General features: G+C 70.2%; 11 protein-coding genes. 3 read left to right on the top strand and 8 right to left on the bottom strand.

Translation table 11 applies throughout. From position 1 onward, the window contains the following. Window positions 1-22: 22 nt before the first annotated feature. From QA861_RS26255 to QA861_RS26245, 3 genes are all read right to left on the bottom strand, one after another. The gene (locus tag QA861_RS26255) at window positions 23-850 is read right to left on the bottom strand and encodes a carbohydrate ABC transporter permease (protein WP_334591040.1); all 828 of its coding nucleotides are present in this window, start codon (window positions 848-850) and stop codon (window positions 23-25) included. Further along, window positions 847-1,779: a carbohydrate ABC transporter permease gene (locus tag QA861_RS26250; RefSeq protein WP_334591039.1), complete on the bottom strand. Its 933-nt coding sequence runs from the start codon at window positions 1,777-1,779 to the stop codon at window positions 847-849. Before QA861_RS26250 ends, QA861_RS26255 begins: the two co-directional genes overlap by 4 nt. A 76-nt stretch (window positions 1,780-1,855) precedes the next feature. Further along, complete coding sequence (locus tag QA861_RS26245; protein ID WP_334591038.1) at window positions 1,856-3,181, bottom strand: ABC transporter substrate-binding protein; 1,326 nt, start codon at window positions 3,179-3,181, stop codon at window positions 1,856-1,858. A gap of 306 nt (window positions 3,182-3,487) precedes the next feature. Here QA861_RS26245 and QA861_RS26240 point away from each other — a divergent pair, with 306 nt between their 5' ends. The 3 genes from QA861_RS26240 (at window position 3,488) to QA861_RS26230 (ending at window position 10,880) form a co-directional block, all read left to right on the top strand. After that, entirely contained in the window at window positions 3,488-4,528 is a 1,041-nt protein-coding gene (locus tag QA861_RS26240; protein WP_334591037.1) for a LacI family DNA-binding transcriptional regulator, read from the top strand. Window positions 4,529-4,640: 112 nt separating this feature from the next. Then, window positions 4,641-7,448 (top strand): family 78 glycoside hydrolase catalytic domain, encoded by a 2,808-nt coding sequence (locus tag QA861_RS26235; RefSeq protein WP_334591036.1) that lies wholly within the window; start codon window positions 4,641-4,643, stop codon window positions 7,446-7,448. A gap of 69 nt (window positions 7,449-7,517) precedes the next feature. Further along, on the top strand, window positions 7,518-10,880 hold the full coding sequence (locus QA861_RS26230; protein ID WP_334591035.1) for an alpha-L-rhamnosidase-related protein: 3,363 nt from the start codon (window positions 7,518-7,520) through the stop codon (window positions 10,878-10,880). A 49-nt stretch (window positions 10,881-10,929) separates the two neighbouring features. Here QA861_RS26230 and QA861_RS26225 read toward each other — a convergent pair whose 3' ends face one another. The 5 genes from QA861_RS26225 to QA861_RS26205 all read right to left on the bottom strand — a co-directional run bounded on the left by QA861_RS26225 (window position 10,930) and on the right by QA861_RS26205 (window position 19,473). Beyond that, the gene (locus tag QA861_RS26225) at window positions 10,930-13,611 is read right to left on the bottom strand and encodes a non-ribosomal peptide synthetase (protein WP_443041582.1); all 2,682 of its coding nucleotides are present in this window, start codon (window positions 13,609-13,611) and stop codon (window positions 10,930-10,932) included. A gap of 37 nt (window positions 13,612-13,648) precedes the next feature. Continuing rightward, complete coding sequence (locus QA861_RS26220; RefSeq protein WP_334591034.1) at window positions 13,649-14,473, bottom strand: SDR family oxidoreductase; 825 nt, start codon at window positions 14,471-14,473, stop codon at window positions 13,649-13,651. Window positions 14,474-14,520: 47 nt separating this feature from the next. Then, window positions 14,521-15,228, bottom strand: coding sequence for a thioesterase II family protein (locus QA861_RS26215; RefSeq protein WP_334591033.1), 708 nt, complete (start codon window positions 15,226-15,228; stop codon window positions 14,521-14,523). A gap of 70 nt (window positions 15,229-15,298) precedes the next feature. Next, window positions 15,299-15,511 (bottom strand): MbtH family protein, encoded by a 213-nt coding sequence (locus QA861_RS26210; RefSeq protein WP_334591032.1) that lies wholly within the window; start codon window positions 15,509-15,511, stop codon window positions 15,299-15,301. Further along, window positions 15,508-19,473, bottom strand: a complete 3,966-nt coding sequence (locus QA861_RS26205; protein WP_334591031.1) for a non-ribosomal peptide synthetase — start codon at window positions 19,471-19,473, stop codon at window positions 15,508-15,510. Before QA861_RS26205 ends, QA861_RS26210 begins: the two co-directional genes overlap by 4 nt. Window positions 19,474-19,503: the final 30 nt, after the last annotated feature.

Raw genomic sequence — 19,503 nt, 5'->3', positions numbered from 1 at the left:
GAGGTGTTGCTAGGGGCAGTGCTCAGCCCTTGACCGCCCCCGCGGTCATGCCCGCCACGATCTGCCGGTTGAAGAACAGGAACATGACCAGCGGCGGGATCGTGATGAGGAGGATGTCCATGAAGAGGAGGTTGTAGCTGGTGCTGTACTGGCTCTGGAAGTTGAAGAGGGTCAGCTGGACGGTGGCGTTCTGCTCGCCGGGCAGGAAGTACAGCGGGTTGGTGAAGTCGTTGAAGACGGCCACCGACTGGACGACGATCACCGTCACGACGACCGAGCGGAGCATTGGGAGGACGACCCGGAAGAAGAGCCGCAGCGGGGAGGCGCCGTCGATGATCGCGGCCTCGTCGAGTTCGCGCGGGATGGTGGCGATGAAGGCGCGGAACAGCAGAATGGAGAAGGAGAGTCCGAAAGCGATCTCCACGAGGATCAGCCCGGGCAGAGTGCCGAACAGTCCGGCCTTCTGCAGGACCCAGATCGTCGGGACGACCGCCGGCGGGATGATCAGCCCGGACAGGACCAGGAAGTTGATCAACCCTGTCCACCGGGTGATCCGGCGCTGCAGCACGAAGGCGACCATCGCACCGAGCACGACCATCGCCGTCACACTCGCGACGGTCAGGACCATGCTGTTGACGAACGCGATGACGAGGATGTAGTCCCGCGCCTCGATCACCTGCACGAAGTTGTCGACGAGTCGGAAGTGGCGTGGCCAGGAGAAGTCGAGCTGCGCGGCCTGCTGCGGGTCCTTGACGGCGGTCAGCACGATGAACGCGAACGGCACCACGAAGACGACGATGCTGACGGCGACCGAGAGGACTCCCAGCCAGGTGCGGGTGGGGTTTCTCATCGCTGCACCTCCTTGCGGGCCAGGAAACGCGACAGCGGGACGATGATCGCCGTCACGACCAGGAAGAGGATGACGTTCCCGGCGGTCGACAGACCGTAGAAGCCCGCCTGGTACTGCTTGTAGATGACGGAGGCGACCACGTCGGAGCTGAAGCCGGGTCCGCCGCGGGTCATCGCCCAGATGAGGTCGAAGGAGCGCAGACCACCGATGAGGGACAGGATGATCACCGTGGAGGTGGCCGGCCAGCTCAGCGGCAGGACCACGTTGCGCAGCAGCTGCCACGCCCCCGCACCGTCGAGCTTCGCCGCCTCGTAGTACTCGTCCGGGATGGACACGATGCCGGCGATGTAGATGACGGTCGCCAGGCCGACGCCCTTCCACACGTCGACGAGGGCCACCGAGAACAACGCGAGCGACGGCTCGGTCAGCCATCCGGGGCCGTCGATGCCGATCGTGGCGAGGGCCTTGTTGATCGCGCCGGTGGAAGGATCCATGAAGGCGGTGAAGGTGATGCCGACGCCCACGGTGCTGACCAGCACGGGGAAGAACACCACTGAGCGCAGATAGCCGCGCGCTTGGATCTGGCTGGTCAGCAGGATCCCGAGGGCGAGGCCGATGACGACCTTGAGTCCCGAGGTGACGACCGCGTAGAGGAACGTGTTGACGAAGCCCTTGACGAGGGCGGGCTCCTGGAAGAACTCGGTGTAGTTGTCCAGCCCGATGAAGGTCGACTTGAAGATCGTCCACCTGGTGAGGCTGAAGTAGAACGACGCGAGGGTGGGGACCAGGAACAGCACCCCGTAGACGGCCGCCGCGGGAAGGTAGAACCAGGTGGGATAGGAACTGTGAGTTCCGCGGGACCGGTGTGCCCTGCCCGGTGCTTTCGGCTGCTCGGCCGTCGGGGGCCCGGTCGGTACAACTGTGGTCATCGTTCGACCTCTCTCGGGTGCCACCCATTCCCACTTTTTTCCTTCGGTGGGGGCGGGGAGGCACTGACGTGCGTTCCTACCAGCCCGGCAGACCGAGCTGCTGAGCCTGCTTCCTGGTGTCCTTGTCGTACTGGGTCGCGCCCGTCTTGGCGTTGGTGATGCCGGAGCCGACCTGGACGCTGATCTGGTCGAGGCTCGGCCCCTTCACCGGGGACAGGAACTCCAGCGCCGGGCTCTGGGCGCCGTCCGTGAAGTAGGCGGCGACGTCCTTGGTGATCGTCGGAACGTCCGTCGGCAGGGTGCAGCCCTTGACCAGGTAGGGCCCGGTCGGCGTCGACGCCTTGGCCTGGGCCGCGCAGCCGGCCGGGCTGGCGGCGAACGCGAGGAGTTTCTTCACCGCGGCGAGCTTGTCACCCGTGGTGGTCTTCGGAACGTAGAGGGCGTTCGGGAACCAGGCGGTCAGCCCGTTGGCGGCGGCGTCGTCCCCGGGCAGCGCGAAGAAGCCGATGTCGTTGAGCTGGTCCGGGTTGCTCGTCCTGATGGCGCTGATGACGGTGGAGAGCATCGGGTACTGGGCGCCCTTGCCGGTGGCCAGCATCTGCAGACCCTTGACGAGGGTGGCCGACGCGTAGTCGGAGTTCTGCAGCTTCAGGTCGTGGATCTGCTGCAGGTGCTGGAAGCCCTTGAACGCGCTCGGGTCCGTGGAGTACTTCGCCTTGTCGGCGGTGTAGTCCTTGACGAAGTCCGGCCGCGCCGCCGCCACGTTGTGGAAGTCGCCCAGCACCAGGAGCTGGGAGGTCCAGGTGTCCTGGTAGGTCTGGATGACCGGGGCGATACCGGCCGCCTTGATCTTCTCGCTGTTGGCGATGAAGTCCGCCCAGGTCCTGGGCACCGTCAGACCGAGGCTGTCGTAGACCTTCTTGTTGTAGAGGACGCCGCCGCCGAGAGCCGAGCCCAGCGGGACGCCGTAGGTCTGGCCACCCACCGTGACCTGCGGGAGGAAGGACTCGTCGAGGTTCTTGACATACGGGTCCCGGGTGATCGGCGTGAGCGTCTTCGTCGGGTCGATCTGCTGGAACAGGGAACCCACGTTGTAGACGAAGAGATCGTCCATGCTGTCCGTCTGCAGCCGGGTCTTGATGAGGTTGTCGCCCTCGGTGCCGCCGGGACGTGTCTCCACGCTCACCTTGATCTCCGGGTTCTTCACCTCGAAGGCCTTGGCCAACTGCTGGGCGGACTGGAGGTTGTCGGGCGCGTTGTCGACGAGGAGCTTGATCGACGTCGCAGCGCCGTCCTCGCTGGACGAGCCGAGGGATCCGGCGCTGCAGGCGCTGAGCACGAGCGGCATGACGACGGCCGCGGCCACCACAGCCCTTCTCTTGGCGAGAGTGCTTGACCTCATGGAAGTTCCTTCGTTCGAGCGTCGATGAATCGTTTCAGTCAGGAATCGGGGCGACCGGGCGCGGAGTGGTGCGGCTCGATGCCGGATCGGTCTGCCTTCCGTCGCGGCCGATTGTCGGGTCCCGGGAGGTCCGCTGCGATGTGGCTGTCCGCCGGGCTTGTCGTTCCAGGCCCTTCGTGTAACGTGCCACAAAGGGAATGCCCAAAGATTGAGGCGCACCGGCGGAGCCGTCAAGTCATCTGCGGGTAACGTTCCGGAAACGCCGAAGTGGGGCGTGTGGTGCACGACAGCGGAGGTGGGGACCCCATGCGTCCAACGGGCGGCTCGAAGAGAGTAACCATCGCCGACGTCGCGCGCAGTGCTGGAGTGTCGACCTCCGCCGTGTCGAAGGTGCTGACCAACGCCTATGGCGTGAGCCCGGCCATGCGTGAGCGGGTGCGGGCCGCGATGGCCGAACTCGGCTATCGCCCGCACGCCGCCGCCCGTGGCATGCGGGGCCGTACCTACACGATCGGCGTGCTGCTCGCGAGCATCCGCAACGCCTTCTACGCCGACCTCCTGGAGGGGGTCGACGCGACGCTGCGGAACACCGAGTACGCGGTGTTCATCGGCTCCAGCGGCTCCGCCGAGAAGGACGACCAGACGAAACTGATCCACGCCATGGTGGACCGGCAGATGGACGGCCTGATCCTGATCGCCCCCGCCGTCCCCCGTGCGGAGGTGGTGCGTGTCGCCGCCGACGTGCCGACGGTGGTCCTCGGGCATCACGACCCCTCGCCGGCGTACGACTGCGTGGTCAACCAGGACGGGATCGGCGTCGATCTCGTGGTGGACCACCTCGTCGGCCTGGGGCACCGGGACATCGCCCATCTGTCGCACCCCACGGTCCGCGGCATCCAGTGGCAGCAGCGGCCGGAACACCATGTCCGGGCCGCCTACGGCGAGGCGATGGCCCGGCACGGTCTGGCCGACCTGGCCCGGGTCGTGAACTCGGGGTACTCGGACGAGGGCGGCTACCGCGGTGCCATGGAACTGCTCACCTCCGCACGTCCGCCCACCGCGATCTTCGCCGGCGCCGACGTCGCCGCGACCGGCGTCTTCCGGGCCGCGGGCGAGCTGGGCCTGCGCATTCCCGAGGATCTCTCGCTCGCCGGATACAACAACACGTCCGTGGCCGCCCTCGCTCCGGTGAACCTGACCAGCGTGGACCAGGCGGGCGCCATGATGGGCGGCACCGCGGCCCGGCTCCTGCTGGAACGGATCGAGAACCGCCGCGACCGTGCCGTCGTCATGGCGTCGACACCGCACCTCGTGGTGCGCGGCAGCACCGCGCCCCCGTGCCCCTGAGTCGATCCGACGCACGGATTTCCTTCCCGTCCCCTCTTGACGTCCCGTCCTCTCCGGCTCATGGTTGAGTCGTTTCAAACATGGAACGTTCCACATCGAGGGAGGGACGGGTATGCCCCTGCAGCATCCGGAGCCCAGCACCACCACCGTTGCCGCGATCCGCTTCCAACACCGGGACGATCCGCTCGGTGTGGGCACCCCGACGCCACGGCTCTCCTGGCAGGTGCGCACGGACGACCCCGAGTGGCGGCAGACGGCGTACGAGGTGGAGTTGGACGGCGCCGACGTCGTCCAGGTCGAGTCGGACGAGCAGATCCTGGTGCCCTGGCCGTTCGAGCCCCTGGGTCCCCGCGCTCAGGCGACCGTTCGGATACGGGTGGCCGCCGGGGAAAGCTGGAGCGGGTGGAGCGAACCCGCCACCGTAGAGACGGGACTGCTGCGGCCACAGGACTGGAGCGCCAGGTTCATCACCCCCCGCGACCACGGCGGCCTGGACTCACCCGCCCCGGAACTCGTCCGAACGGTCGTCCTGCGCTCCGGGATGGTGAGCGCACGGCTGTACGCCACCGCCCACGGCGTCTACGCCGCCTCCCTCAACGGCACCCGGGTCGGCGACGAGGTCCTCGCACCCGGCTGGACCAGTTACCACCACCGGCTGCGCTACCAGACCCACGACGTCACCGCGTTCCTGACAGAGGGCGCGAACACCGTCGCCGTCCTGCTCGGCAACGGCTGGTTCCGCGGTCATCTCGGCTGGTGGCGCGCCCGCGCACTGTACGGCGACCGCCTCGCCCTCCTCGCTCAGCTCGAAGTCCGGTACGCCGACGGGTCGGTGGACGTCTTCGGCACCGACGAGGAGTGGCGGGCCAGAGACACCGGTGTCGTCGCGGACGACCTCTACAAGGGCCAGCGCACCGATCTGCGCTTCACACCCGGCCCGGCGACCGGCCCGGTGGCGCTGCTGTCCGAAGAGGACGCGGCGCTGTCGCGGCTCGTCGCCCCGGAGGGCCCGCCCGTACGCGTCACCGAGGAGCTGCCCGCGCTGAGGGTCTGGCAGTCGCCGTCCGGCCGTACGCTCGCGGACTTCGGTCAGAACGTCGTCGGCTGGGTGCGGCTACGGGTGCGCGGCGCCGAGGACGGCCGGGAGGTCACGGTCCGGCACGCCGAGGTACTGGAGGACGAGGAGCTGTGCACCAGGCCGCTGCGTACGGCCGACGCCGTCGACACCTACCTGCTGGCCGAATCCACCGAGGCCGTCCTCGAACCCTCACTCACCTTCCACGGGTTCCGCTACGCCGAGATCACCGGGGTGCCGGACCTGAGGGCCGAGGATCTGCACGCCGTGGTCGTGGGGACCGACCTGCGCCGCACCGGCTGGTTCTCCTGTTCGGACCCGGATCTCGAACAGTTCCACGAGAACGTCGTCCGTGGCACGCGCGGCAACTTCCTCGACGTGCCCACGGACTGTCCGCAGCGTGACGAACGGCTCGGCTGGACCGGAGACATCCAGGTCTTCGCGCCCACCGCCTCCTTCCTCTTCGACTCCGCGGGCTTCCTCTCCTCGTGGCTCGCCGACCTCGCCGCGGACCAGCATCCAGACGGCGCGGTGCCCTGGGTGATCCCCGACGTCCTGGACGTCGACACGCCGACCGCGGCGGCCTGGGGCGACGCGGCCGCGGTGGTGCCCTGGGTGCTGCACGAGCGGTACGGCGACCTCGACGTCCTGCGGCGTCAGTACGCCAGTGCGCGCGCCTGGGTCGACAAGACGGTTTCGCTCACCACCGACGGCGTGTGGGTGGGCGGCTTCCAGTTCGGTGACTGGCTGGACCCGGCCGCACCGCCGGACGACCCGTTCGCCGCCCGCACGCCCGCGGACGTCGTCGCCACCGCCTGCCTGGTCCGGTGCGCGGACGTCGTCGCCCGTACCGCCGAGGTGCTGGGCCGCGCGGAGGAGGCCGGAAAGTACCGTGCGCTCGCCGCCCGGACCCGGGACGCGTTCGCCCGCGCGTTCGTCACACCGGCCGGCCGGATCGTGGGCGACTCGCCGACCGCGTACGCCATGGCCCTGCAGTGGGAGCTGCTCGCCGGGTCCGAACAGCGTGCGACCGCTGGACTCAGGCTTGCCGACCTCGTTCGCACGAACGGCTTCCGGATCGCCACCGGATTCGTCGGCACCCCGCTGATGACCGACGCCCTCACCTCCACCGGCCGCCCGGACCTCGCCTACCGGCTGCTGCTGGAGAAGGGCTGCCCCTCCTGGCTGTATCCGGTGACGATGGGCGCCACCACCGTCTGGGAACGCTGGGACAGCATGCTCCCGGACGGCACGGTCAACCCCGGCCAGATGACGTCCTTCAACCACTACGCGCTCGGAGCGGTCGCCGACTGGATGCACCGCACGGTGGCGGGACTCGCCCCCGCGGCTCCCGGATACCGGGAGTTGACCGTACGTCCGCTGCCGGACCGGGCACTCACCCATGCCTCCGCCCGGCACATCACCCCGTACGGGGAGGCTTCCGTGAGCTGGCGGCGCGAGGCGGGGCGCTTCCACCTGGAGGTGACCGTGCCCGTGGGGACGCGGGCCACCGTTCACCTGCCCGGCGAGGGGCGGCCGACCTTGGCCGCGACACACGGCACACACACCTGGACGACCGAGGACCCCTGCCTGCCGGCGACGGCCACGGTGGCGACCGTACGGGACCTGATGGACGTCCCCGGTCTGTGGGAAGCCACCGTCGGTGTCCTGGCCCGGCACGGCCTCGGCACGGACCCCGCCCGGCTGGCCCGGCGACTGGAACCGTATCTGGACGTGCCGGCGCGTGAGCTGCCCACGCTGGCCGACAAGGTCCTCTTCGAGGACGGCGGCGCCGGTGCCGCCGCCGACCTGGAGACGCTGCTGAGCGGCGTACAGGGCTGCTGACAGCCGCGCCGGTCCCAATCCTTCCCCACCGCCTTCCGAACCCGTACTTCTTCATGAACGGAACACCCGATGCGACAGCTGAGCCGCAGGTCTGTCCTCCGCACCGCCACAGCCGTGGCGCTCGCCCCCGTGCTGGGCTCCCTGGTGCTGCCCACCCTCGCCCCGACGGCCGCCGCCGCGGACCCCTGGACGGCCAAGTGGATCTGGGCGCCGTCCACCACGGCGAACCAATGGGTGGCCTTCCGTAAGTCGTTCGACCTGGCCGCCAAGCCGGGCAGCGCCGTCACGCGGATCGCCGCCGACTCCAAGTACTGGCTGTGGGTGAACGGGACCCTCGTGGTCTTCGAGGGCCAGCTCAAGCGCGGCCCGAACCGCACGGGCACCTACCACGACGTGATCGACCTCGCCCCGTACCTGACCAGCGGCACCAACACCGTCGCACTTCTGGTGTGGCACTTCGGCAAGCAGGGCTTCTCGCACAACAGCAGCGGCAAGGGCGGACTGCTGTTCCAGTCGGACATCACCACCGGCTCCACGACCACCCGGATCGTCAGCGACACCAGCTGGAAGCACACCGTGCACGCCGGCTACTCGAACAACACCGGCGGTTCGCAGGCGAACTTCCGGCTGCCCGAGTCGAACATCTACTACGACGCCCGCAACGCCACCGCCCTCGCGGGCTGGCAGTCACCCGGCTTCGACGACAGCGGCTGGAGCGCGCCCACCGACTTCGGCGCCGCGGGAGCCGCCCCCTGGAACGACCTCGTCCAGCGGCCGATCCCGCTGTTCCGCTACTCCGGACTCACGTCCTACTCCAATGCGGCGTCGCTGCCGTCCACCGGACAGGGCAGCACCGCCATCTCCGCCACCCTGCCGTCCAACCTGCAGGTCACGCCGTACCTCAAGGTGGACGCCCCGGCCGGCACGGTGATCGGTATCCAGACCGACCACTACGACGACGGCAAGGGACTGGTCGGCATCGACCAGAAGACCATCTTCAACGTCCGCGCCACCTACGTCTGCACCGGCGGGGTCCAGGAGTTCGAGGCGCTGGCCTGGATGAGCGGTACGGCGGTGCGGTACACCATCCCGGCGGGCGTGACCATCGTGGATCTCAAGTACCGGGAGTCCGGCTACGACACCGACTTCGACGGGTCGTTCACCAGCAGCGACGCCTTCTTCGACACCGTGTGGACCAAGGCCGCCCGCACCATGTACGTCAACATGCGGGACAACTACATGGACTGCCCGACCCGTGAACGCGCCCAGTGGTGGGGCGACGTGGTCAACCAGCTGAAGGAGGGCTTCTACACCTTCGACACCAGGTCCCACGCCCTCGGCAAGAAGGCCATCTCCCAGCTGGCCTCCTGGCAGAAGGACACCGGGGCGCTCTACTCCCCGATGCCCTCGACCATCTGGACCGCCGAACTGCCCAACCAGATGCTCGCCTCGGTGTGGTCCTTCTGGACGTTCCACCTCTACACCGGCGACACGAGCACGGTCACCGGCGCCTACCCGGCGGTGAAGAAGTACCTGGACCTGTGGGGCCTGGGCAGCGACGGCCTGGTGACCCACCGCGCCGGCGACTGGGACTGGCAGGACTGGGGCAGCAACATCGACACCCGCGTCCTGAACAACTGCTGGTACTACCTCGCCCTGGACACCGCCGCCAAGCTCGCCGATCTCAGCGGCAACACCGGCGACGTCGCCGGATGGCAGGCCCAACGCGCCAGCATCAAGGCCAACTTCGACACCCTGCTGTGGAACTCCACGAAGAACGAGTACCGCTCGCCCGGCTACAACGGCGACACCGACGACCGGGCCAACGCCCTCGCCGTCGTCGCGGGCCTGGCCACCCCCAGCCACTACCCGGCGATCACCGACGTGCTGCGCACCCACCTCAACGCCAGCCCCTACACGGAGTTCTACGTCCTGGAGGCGCTGTACCTGATGGGTGCGGCCACCGTCGCCGAGGAGCGGATGCGCAACCGTTACGCCGCCCAGGTCGCCGACCCCGCCTGCCACACCCTGTGGGAGGTGTGGGTCAAGTCGGAAGGCACCGACAATCACGCTTGGAACGGCGCCCCGCTGTACGCCCTGTCCGCCTATGCGGCGGGTGTGCGCCCCACCACGGCAGGCTGGGAGACGTACGAGGTGATCCCTCAGACCGGCACCCTCACGAAGATCAACGCCGTGACGCCCACCGTCAAGGGCGACATCCGCTTCGGCATCACCCGCGACGGCACGACGGTCACCCTGAACCTCACCTCGCCGAGCGGCACGACGGCCCGCGTGGGCGTACCGACCTACGGCGGCTCCCAGCCTGTCATCAAGGCGAACGGCACCACCGTCTTCACCGGCGGCTCCTCCACGGGCAGCGTCAGCGGTCTGAGCTACACGGCCAAGGACTCCTCGTACGTCTACTTCACCCTCCAGCCGGGGACCTGGACGTTCACCGTCACCGGCGCCGGCCGGCTCGACAACCTCGCCCTCGGCCGGACGGTCACCAGCAACAACAGCCTGGAGAACGGCAATTGGGGCAGAAGCCGGCTCACCGACGGCAAGCTCACCAGCGCGACCGGCGCCCGGGGTTACACCAGTAACGAGTTCACCTCCGCCGATGTCAGCGCGAATCCCGTCTGGGTGGAGATCGACCTCGGTGCCGACACCGACCTCGACGCCGTACGCCTCTTCCCCCGCACCGACACCCCCGCCGCCGGTGGCGGAACGGCGGGGTTCCCGGTGGACTTCACCCTCCAGACCCGCGCGGACGCTGCCGCCGCGTACACGACCGTCCGTACCGTCACCGCCCAGCCCGATCCAGGCGGCCTTGTGCAGACCTACGGGTTCAGGACCACCGTCGCTCGCTATGTGCGCCTGCAGGCCACCAGGCTCGGCGCCCCGGCCGCGGACGAGCCGGCCAAGTACCGGCTGCAGCTGGCCGAACTCACCGTCCCCACCGCCGCGACCTCGGTGACCAGCAACTGCACGCTGGAGAACGGTGATTGGGGCAAGACGCGGGTGCTCGACGGCACCACGGTCGGCGTGGCCGGTGCCAAGGGGTTCACCAGTATCGACTTCACCTCCGCCGACGTCAGCGCCACACCTGTCTGGATCGAGGTCGACCTGGGCGCCGACCGGGCGATCGGCTCCGTCACCCTCCACCCCCGTACCGACATCGGTGCGGTCGGCGGCGGCACGGCGGGCTTCCCTGTCGACTTCACCCTGCGGACCCGGGCGGAGGGTGCCACCTCCTACACCACCGCGCGCACGGTCACGGGCCAGGCCAACCCCAACGGCACCGCCCAGACCTACACCCTCACCGCAGCCACCGGCCGATACGTCCGACTGCAAACCACCAGGCTCGGCGCACCGGCCTCCGACGAGAGCACCCTGCGCCGCCTCCAGCTGGCGGAGATCAGCATCAAGTAGAGGAAAGAGGGACGGGGCGGCAGGCGCCGCGCCTGAAGTGGCGGGCGGATCACGACAGTTGCTCGGTCCGGGCGCCGGTGCCGTCGAGGCGGGTGAGGCCGGGCGCCCCGAGGTTCGCGACCGTCGCCCGGACAGTTGGGTGGCGGTACAGCTCCCGCAGGCGGAGGGCCGGCAGACCCCGGGCGCGCAGGGCGGCGCTGATACGGACCGCGAACAGGGAGTTGCCGCCCAGTTCGAAGAAGTCGTCGTCCAGGCCGACGGGCACGCCCAGGACCTCGCTCCAGATGTCCGTCAGGTTCGCGGTGAGGTCGTCGGGGGAGGTGACGACCGGGCCTGCGCCCAGTTCTCCCCGTGTCCGGCGGGCCGTCGGCGCGGGGAGCTTTGCCGCGTCCAGTTTGCCGTTGGGGGTCAGGGGGAGTGCGTCCAGCGCGCTGACCGTGGCCGGGAGCATGTACTCGGGCAGGATCCCGGCGGCCCGCTCGCGGACCGCGCGCGGATCGCCCCCCGGCGACAGAACCACGTACGCGTCGATCCTGGCAGTGGCCGAGTCGTCCGGGTCCTCACGGCGTACCACCACGGCCGCCGCCCGGACGTCCGGGTCCTCCAGCAGCACCGAGCGGATCTCGTCCAGCTCGATCCGGAAGCCGCGGATCTTGACCTGGCTGTCGATCCGCCCCAGGTGTTCGAGCCGCCCGTCGGGGCGAAGTCGCCCGAGGTCACCGCTGCGGTACATGACGGTTCCGGTGACGGGGTCCGGCACGAACCGCCGGAGTGTCAACTCCTCCTGGCCCAGGTAGCCGAGCGCCACCCCCACGCCGCCGACGCAGATCTCGCCGGCCACCCCCGGCGGCAGCAGCCGTCCGGCCGGGTCGAGCACGTACAGGTGCCAGCCGGGCAGGGCGTGTCCGACGGAACGGGTGCCGGCCAGGGCCAGTTTCCGGGTGAGGGTCTGCTCGGTGACGTGGACGGTGGTCTCCGTGATGCCGAACATGTTCACCACCCGGCAGAGCCGCTCGGGATGCCGGTCGAACCAGGGCAGCAGCATGCGCGCGTCCAGCGGTTCACCGCCGAAGACGACGAGCCGCACAGCCACGTCGGCATGGTCGACGTCCAGGAGCTGGGCGAAGGCCGACGGGGTCTGGCTGAGCACGGTGACCTGCTCGGCGACGAGCAGATCACGGAAGCGGTCCGGCTCACGGGACACCGAGTACGGCACCACGACCAGCCGTCCGCCGGTCAGCAGACAGCCCCAGATCTCCCACACCGAGAAGTCGAATGCAGCGGAGTGGAACCACGTCCACACGTCCTCCTCGCCGAACCCGTACTCGTCGCGGGTCGCGTCGACCAGGGCGACCACGTTGCGGTGCGGTACGACGACGCCCTTGGGGCGGCCGGTCGAGCCGGACGTGTAGATGACGTAGGCGTCGTCGTCGGGCGAAGGGGACGGAAGGTTCGCGTGCCCCTCCGGGGTCCAGGTGTCCGTCAGTTCGTCAGGCGTCACCCGTACGCAGTCCGCCACCGCCGGGAACTCCGGGAGCCGGGTGACCACCACGCCCAACTCCGCGTCCAGTGCCGTGTGGGCGAGCCGGTCCGCCGGGTAGGCGGGGTCCAGGGGCACATAGGTGGCGCCGGCCTTCAGTACGGCGAGGAGAACGACGACGAGTTCGGCGGAACGCTCCAGGCATACGCCCACCCGGTCGCCGCCGCCGACTCCGCTTGCCCGCAGTCCTGCTGCCAACCGGTCGGCCCGCGCGTCGAGTTCGCGGTACGTCAGGACGGCCGGGCCATCGGTCAGCGCGACACGGTCCGGCGTCGCCGCCACGAGCCGGTCGAGTCCGGCGGGCACGCTCGCGGGGGTGGGTGCGGTGGCCAGTGCACGGGACGGGCGGCCGAGCGCCGCCGTGCGAGCGCGCTCCGCCTCGTCGAGCAGCTCGACATCGGCCGGCGGAGTGCGCGGGCGGTTCAGTACCTGTTCGTGTACGTGCACCAGGTGCCGTACGAACTGTGCGGCGATCTCCGGGGAGAAGTGGCTGCCCAGATAGTCGCAGCGCAGATGCCACCCGCCCGAGTCCCGGAAGCCCGAGTCCCGGAAGACGGACACGGTGAGCGGGAACGGGGGCGCGAGGCAGGGCACGTACTGGCTCACGCCCTCGGTGTCGCCCTCATGCTCGTTCTGGGTGGCGAAGAGGAGGCCCGTGAGGGCGGGGCTCGTCGCGGGGGAGGGCTTCGACTCGCCGAGCGTGGCGGCCTGTTCGACGGTGAGGCCGCCGTGGTCCGTGCCGATGACCGGCGGGACGTCGGGATCGTAGCGGCGCAGGGTTACGGCCAGTGCGGTGAGCCAGCTCGCCTCGTCCCCTGCCTGTCCTTCCTCACTCCTCTGACCTCGCTGAGCGAGGGCGACAGAGAAGCCGGCGGCAGGACCGTCGCCGCCCAGACCCCAGGCGGGAGGGGGCGCGGCCGGCGGCCGGTCCACGGGCGTACGGTCATGGCCGCCGCGTCGGCTCACGACGATCAGGTCGGACACGCCGTCGGCGTACCGGAGCAGAACCCTGCGTATGTCGTGGGCCGGACGGGCGAGTTCGATGGCCCGACGGCGCTCGGCGAGGGGGTCCGTGGCCGGAACGGGCACGTCCTCGATCCACAGTTCCTGGTCGCCGACGGACGCCGGGAAGTGCGCGGACCGGACGCGGATCGCGTGGCAGCCGGTGGGATCGGGCGGTGAGGCGTTCACGGGCCGTACTACTCCTTGGTGCTCGGGGGAGCCGGACTCAGCGGATGCTGAAGCCGCCGTCCACGGTCAGAACGGACCCGGTGATCTGGCGGGAGTCGTCCGAGGCGAGGAAGACGATCGCGGCGGCGACGTCCTCGGGTTCGATCAGCGCGTTCATGGGCTGCGCCTCGACGAAGGTCTTCTCGTGTTCGTGGACCGGTACGTCCAGTGCCCTGGCGATCTCGGCGAGCATCCGGCCCTCGGCCTGCGCGTCGTCGCGCACCGACCCGGGGCAGACCGCGTTGACGCGTACCTTCGTCGGTGCGTAGTCGAGCGCGGCGGCCTTGGTGAGGCCGACGACGGCGTGTTTGGCGGCGACGTAGCCGGCGAAGTGCCGGTAGCCGACGAGTCCGGCGGTGGAGGCGACGTTGACGATGCTGCCGGCGCGCCGGGCGCTCATCGCTTTGCCGACCTCGCGGATCACCCGCCAGGCGCCGGAGAGGTCGACGTCGATCATCAGGGACCACTCGTCCTCGTCGATCTCGTGGACCGGTTTGCCGGAGGGTGCGGCGATGCCCGCGTTGTTGACGGCGACGTCGATCCGGCCGAACCGGTCCTCGGCGAGGGTCACCGCCTTGCGGATGGCAAGGAGGTCGCGGATGTCGGCCTCGGTGGTGAGGACGGCCGCGCCCGCCTCCCGGCACAGGGTGGCCGTGTGCTCCAACTGCCCCGGGGTGCCCAGCGGGTAGGGCACTCCGGGCAGGTCGGCGCAGATGTCCAGCAGGGTGAGATCGGCGCCCTCGGCGGCGCAGGCGAGCGCGGTGGCCCGGCCCAGACCACGGGCGGCGCCGGTGACGAAGACCGACTTTCCGTGCAGACGCATCGGGAACTCCTTCAAGAAGCGAGCTTTGGGGCGAGTTTCGGGGCGAACTACGAGGTGAGTTTCGAGGCGATGACATGAAGGAGGGCGGGCGCGACCTCCGTCAAGTACATGTGACCGCCGGGGAGTTCGACGTAGGTGAAGTCGCGGGCGGTCGACTTGCTCCAGGACACGGCGTCGTCATGGTCGACCAGCTCGTCGTCCTGGCCCCGGAGGACCGTGAGGGGCAGGTCCAGGGGGAGTTCGGTCGACGGGGTGTGGTTCTCGTGCATCTCGACGTCCGCGCGCAGGGCGGGCAGGAGCAGCTCGCGCATCTCCGGGTCGTCGAAGGCGGGGTGGCGGTAGCCCGCGAACTCGCCTACGCGGGCGAGGAATTCGTCGTCGGACAGCCCGGTGGCCCGACCCGCACGCCCCTTGCCGGGCGCAGGTGACCCGCTGACGAACAGGTGCACCGGCTCGACGCCGGGCTCGGCGGTCAGCCGGTGGGCGAGTTCGTAGGCGAGCACCGCGCCGAGGCTGTGCCCGAAGAGGGCCACCCGGCCGCCCTCGGCACCGAGGCGTGCCCGCAGTTGGGCGAGGAGCCCGTCGACCGCCCGGTGGACGTCCGTGTACGGCTCCTCGTCGATCAGCCGTTCCCGGCCCGGGAGTTGCAGCGCCACGATTTCCAACTCGGCGCCTGCCAGGGCGGTCCAGGGCCGGTAGAACGAGGCGCCCGCGCCCGCGTACGGAAGGCACACCAGCTTGGTCGTGTCACGCATGGTCGTCGATGTCTCCATGTTCTTCGTTCTTCGCGTGGTTACTTCGCGCTGTTCTTCGTGTTGTCCGTGCTCACTGACCCATGGCCTCGACGAGGCTTTTGGGGCGCATGTCGGTCCAGTGCTCGCCGACGTGGTCCACGCAGGACTGGCGGCTCGCCCGGCCGTGGACGACGGTCCAGCCGGCTGGGACGTCGGCGAACGCGGGCCACAGGGAGTGCTGGCCCTCGTCGTTCACCAGGACGAGGTGCTCGATGGTGTCGTCGTCGAAGGGGTTGGTGGTCATACCTGGTTCCTCCTGAGGTGGCTGTTCAGCACCGGCCCGATGCGGTCCAGTGCCGCGGGCCGGGTCAACTCCCCGTGGGAGCACGGGAGATCGTGATTGTCGACGCGGCCCGAGATGTACGGCCGCCAGGCGCCGTGCCGGTCGGGGACCGCGTCCGGATCCTGCGCGGCTGTGAAGAACAGCAGGTCACCGTCGTACGACGTGGGGGCGAACTCGCCGAGCAGACGCCGGTTGTTGGCCGTCACGTCGACCAGGGCGGCCAGTTCGGCGTCATCGAGACTGCCTGGCATGTCGGCCACGCGACGGACCAGCGCCGCGAACCGCGCGTCAGTGAGCGGCTCGTCGTCGTCCCCGCACACTGGAGCCTCGCGGCCGAGAATGCTGAGGAGACTGCGCAGCAGTGCCGGGCGGTCGGACGGGGCGGGACCCTGCGAGGTCCAGGCCCCGGGAAAGGCGTCGAGCAGCGCGAGCAGTGCGACCTGTTCTCCGGCCGCCCGGAGACCGACGGCCACCTCGTACGCGACGAGACCGCCCATGGAGTAGCCGAGCAGGTGGTACGGGCCGTGCGGCTGGATCTCGCGGATTCGGGCGGTGTGCTCGGCGACCACCTCGGCGAGGGTGCCTGCCGGTTCCTGACCCGGGACCAGGCCACGGGACTGCAGTCCGTACAGCGGGCGGTCCGGGGCGATATGGCGGGCCAGTCCGGCGAAGCCCCAGGACAGGCCGGAGGCCGGCGGCAGGCAGAAGAGGGGTTCGCGGTGACCACGGGTACGGAGGGGGAGCACCGGGCCCAGCGGAGCCGCGCCGGTGTCCGCGGCCCGGTCGCCGTCGCCCGCCCGGCGGGCCAGCGCCGCCACGGTCGGAGTGTCGAAGAGGACGCGCAGGGGCAGGTCGGTGCCGAGTTCGGCGCGGATGCGCGAGGTCAGGCGGGGAGCCAGCAGGGAGTGGCCGCCGAGGTCGAAGAAGCTGTCGTGGACACCGACCTGGGCCGGATCGAGACCGAGGATCTCCGCGAAGATGCCACGCAGTGCCTCCTCGATGCTGGTACGTGGAGCCGCCTTGGCGCCGTGGGGCGTCGCGTCGGGGGCGGGCAGCGCCTTACGGTCGAGCTTGCCGCTGGCGGTACGGGGGAGGACGGCGACCGTGACGAAAGCCGAGGGGACCATGTGGGCGGGGAGAGTGCGGGCGAGGTGGTCGCGGAGCCCGTCGGGGGACACGGCCCCGCCTTCCGGTTCCTCGCCTGGTGCTGGTGCCGGTGCTTGCGTGGGGACGACGTACGCGACGAGTTGCTTTCCGCCACGGCCGTCCTCCCGCACCGCCGCTGCCGCGCCCGCGACGGCCGGGTGGGCGGCGAGTACGGCCTCGACCTCGCCGAGTTCGATACGGAAGCCACGGACCTTCACCTGGTGGTCGGCCCTGCCCAGGAAACGAAGTTGCCCGTCCGGGGCGCGGACAGCGAGGTCGCCCGTGCGGTACAGGCGTTCCCCCGGTTCGCCGAACGGGTCGGCGACGAACCGCTCGGCTGTGAGGGCGGGCCTGCCGAGGTAGCCGCGGGCGGGTCCGCCGCCCGCCACGTAGACCTCCCCGACGGCTCCGTCGGGGACGGGGTGCAGGGCGTGATCGAGCAGGTGGACCCGGTTGCGGGCCAGGGGATGTCCGATGGGAGGCGCGGAGCCGACGTCCGGGTGCAGGTCCGACTGCCAGGCGGTGGCGTAGATCGTCGCTTCGGTGGGGCCGTAGAAGTTGACGAGCCGCACCCCGGGAAAGGCGGCCTCGATGTCGGCGCGGAGCCGCCCGGGGATCGGTTCGCCGCCGAGGGCCACCGTGTGCGGTGAGACGGCCGGTCGTTCCGCGAGCACACCGGCCATGACCGTGGGCACGCCGCTGATCAGGCTGGCGTCGCGAGGGGTGCCGTCGGTGAGCGCGAGGAGGTTCTCGACGATCTCGACCCGGCCGCCGCACAGGAGAGGGGAGAAGATCTCGAACACCGACACGTCGAAGTTGAGGGAGGTCGAGAACAGCACCTTGGCCAGCCGGTCGTGCCCGAACTCGCGGTGCGTCCACTCGACGAACTCGACGGCGTTGCGGTGGGTGGCCAGCACACCCTTGGGGCGACCGGTGGAACCGGAGGTGTAGGTGATGTACGCGAGGTTCTCCGGCCCCAACTCGGCTTTCTGATCTGGTTGCTGATCTGTCGTCAGCTCGCCAGCGACGTCAAGCGTCGGTGTGTCCTTCGGGAGCGCTCCGGTGGTCTCGGCGGTCGTGAGGACGACGACCGGACGGGCGTCGTCGACGATGTAGGCGAGGCGGTCGGCCGGATAGGCGGGGTCGAGGGGCAGATAGGCGGCGCCTGACTTGAGTACCGCGAGGACGGCGACGACCAGCTCGGCCGTTCGGGGGAGCGCGATGCCCACGACACGTTCCGGGCTCGCACCGAAGGCGGTGAGGCGGTCGGCCAACCGCTCGGCGCGGGCGTCCAGTTCGCGGTACGTGAGCCGGGTGCCCCGGTCGAGTACGGCGTCGGCGTCCGGGGTGGCCGCGACCTGGGCCGACCAGAGGCCGGGCAGGGTGTGGGTCGCGGCCGGCGGGAGCTGGACCCGCTGGGGGAGTTCGTACGGCGCCAGAATGCCCAGGCGTCCCTGCGGGAGGTCCGGGTCGGCGGCCATGGCCTCCAGGATGCGCACCAGACGGGCGAGCGTGGCGTCGGCCCATCCGGCGTCGAACAGCCCGGGGCGGTAGGCCAGCCGGAAGCGGGGCCGGGATCCGGGGACGGCGACGAGGGTCACCGGATAGTGGGTCGCGTCGCGCCCGCTCGATCCGGTGACGCGGAGCCGACTGCCGCTGCCCGTATCACCGTCGCCGGTCGCCTCGGGATCCATCGGGTAGTTCTCGAAGACGAGGAGGGTGTCGAACAGCTCCGGCACGCCGGCCGCCCGCTGGATGTCGGCCAGGCCGAGATGGTGGTGGTCGAGGAGGTGGACGTAGGTGTCCCGGACGTCGTGGAGCAGACGGCCGAGGGAGTCGGCCGGGCGCAGCCGGACCCGGGTCGGGACGGTGTTGATGAACAGGCCGACCATGGACTCGACGCCGGGCAGCTCGGGCGGCCGGCCGGAGACGGTGGTGCCGAAGACGACGTCGTCGCGGCCGGTCAGCCGGCCCAGGAGGAGCGCCCAGGCGGACTGGACCAGGGTGTTGACGGTGACGCCGAGGCTCCGGGCGCGTGCCGTGAGGGCGGCCCCGGTCTCCGCCGACAGTTCGGTGCGGGCCTGCACCAGATCCAAGGCGTTTTCGGCGTCCGAGGCGGCGCTCGACGGGGTGTCCGGGGCCAGCCGGGTCGACTCCGTCACGTCGGCCAGCGCCTCCCGCCAGGCGGTCTCGGCGGCGGCACGGTCCCGGCGCTCCAGCCACTGGAGGAAGGCGCGGTACGGCGGAGCGGGCGCGAGCACCGCCGGGTCACCGTCGGCGGCGTACAGGGCGAGCAGTTCCCGCAGGAGCACGGAGACCGACCAGCCGTCGAGCAGGATGTGGTGGTGGGTGATGAGCAGCCGGTGGCGGTCGGCTCCGGTGCGGACCAGGGTGCAGCGGAGAAGGGGAGGGGTGGCGGGGTCGAACCCCTGCTGCCGGTCCTCGTCCAGAAGGGCGTCCCACGCCTTCTCGACGTCGGCATCCGGCCCCGTCACATCGGCTTCCGCCCACGGCAGCGTCGCCCGGAGCGGGACGACCTGCACCGGCTGGCCGCCCCGGCGTCGCCGGAAGGCCGCCCGCAGGTTCGGGTGGCGGTCCAGCAGCGCCTGGGCGGCGGCGCGGAGGCGTTCGGAATCCACCGGGCCCTCCAGTTCGAAGACCAACTGGACGACGTACACGTCGGGGGCGTCCCGTTCGTGCTCGTACAGGGCGTGGAAGAGCAGGCCCTCCTGGAGAGGGGTCAGGGGGAGTACGTCGGCCAGCGCGGGCTGCGTCATGTCGTCTTCTCGTCTCGCTGTTTCTTCTGC

This window comes from Streptomyces sp. B21-083 (assembly GCF_036898825.1).
Classification (GTDB): Bacteria; Actinomycetota; Actinomycetes; order Streptomycetales; family Streptomycetaceae; genus Streptomyces.
This window is presented reverse-complemented; position numbering and strand designations above follow the sequence as displayed.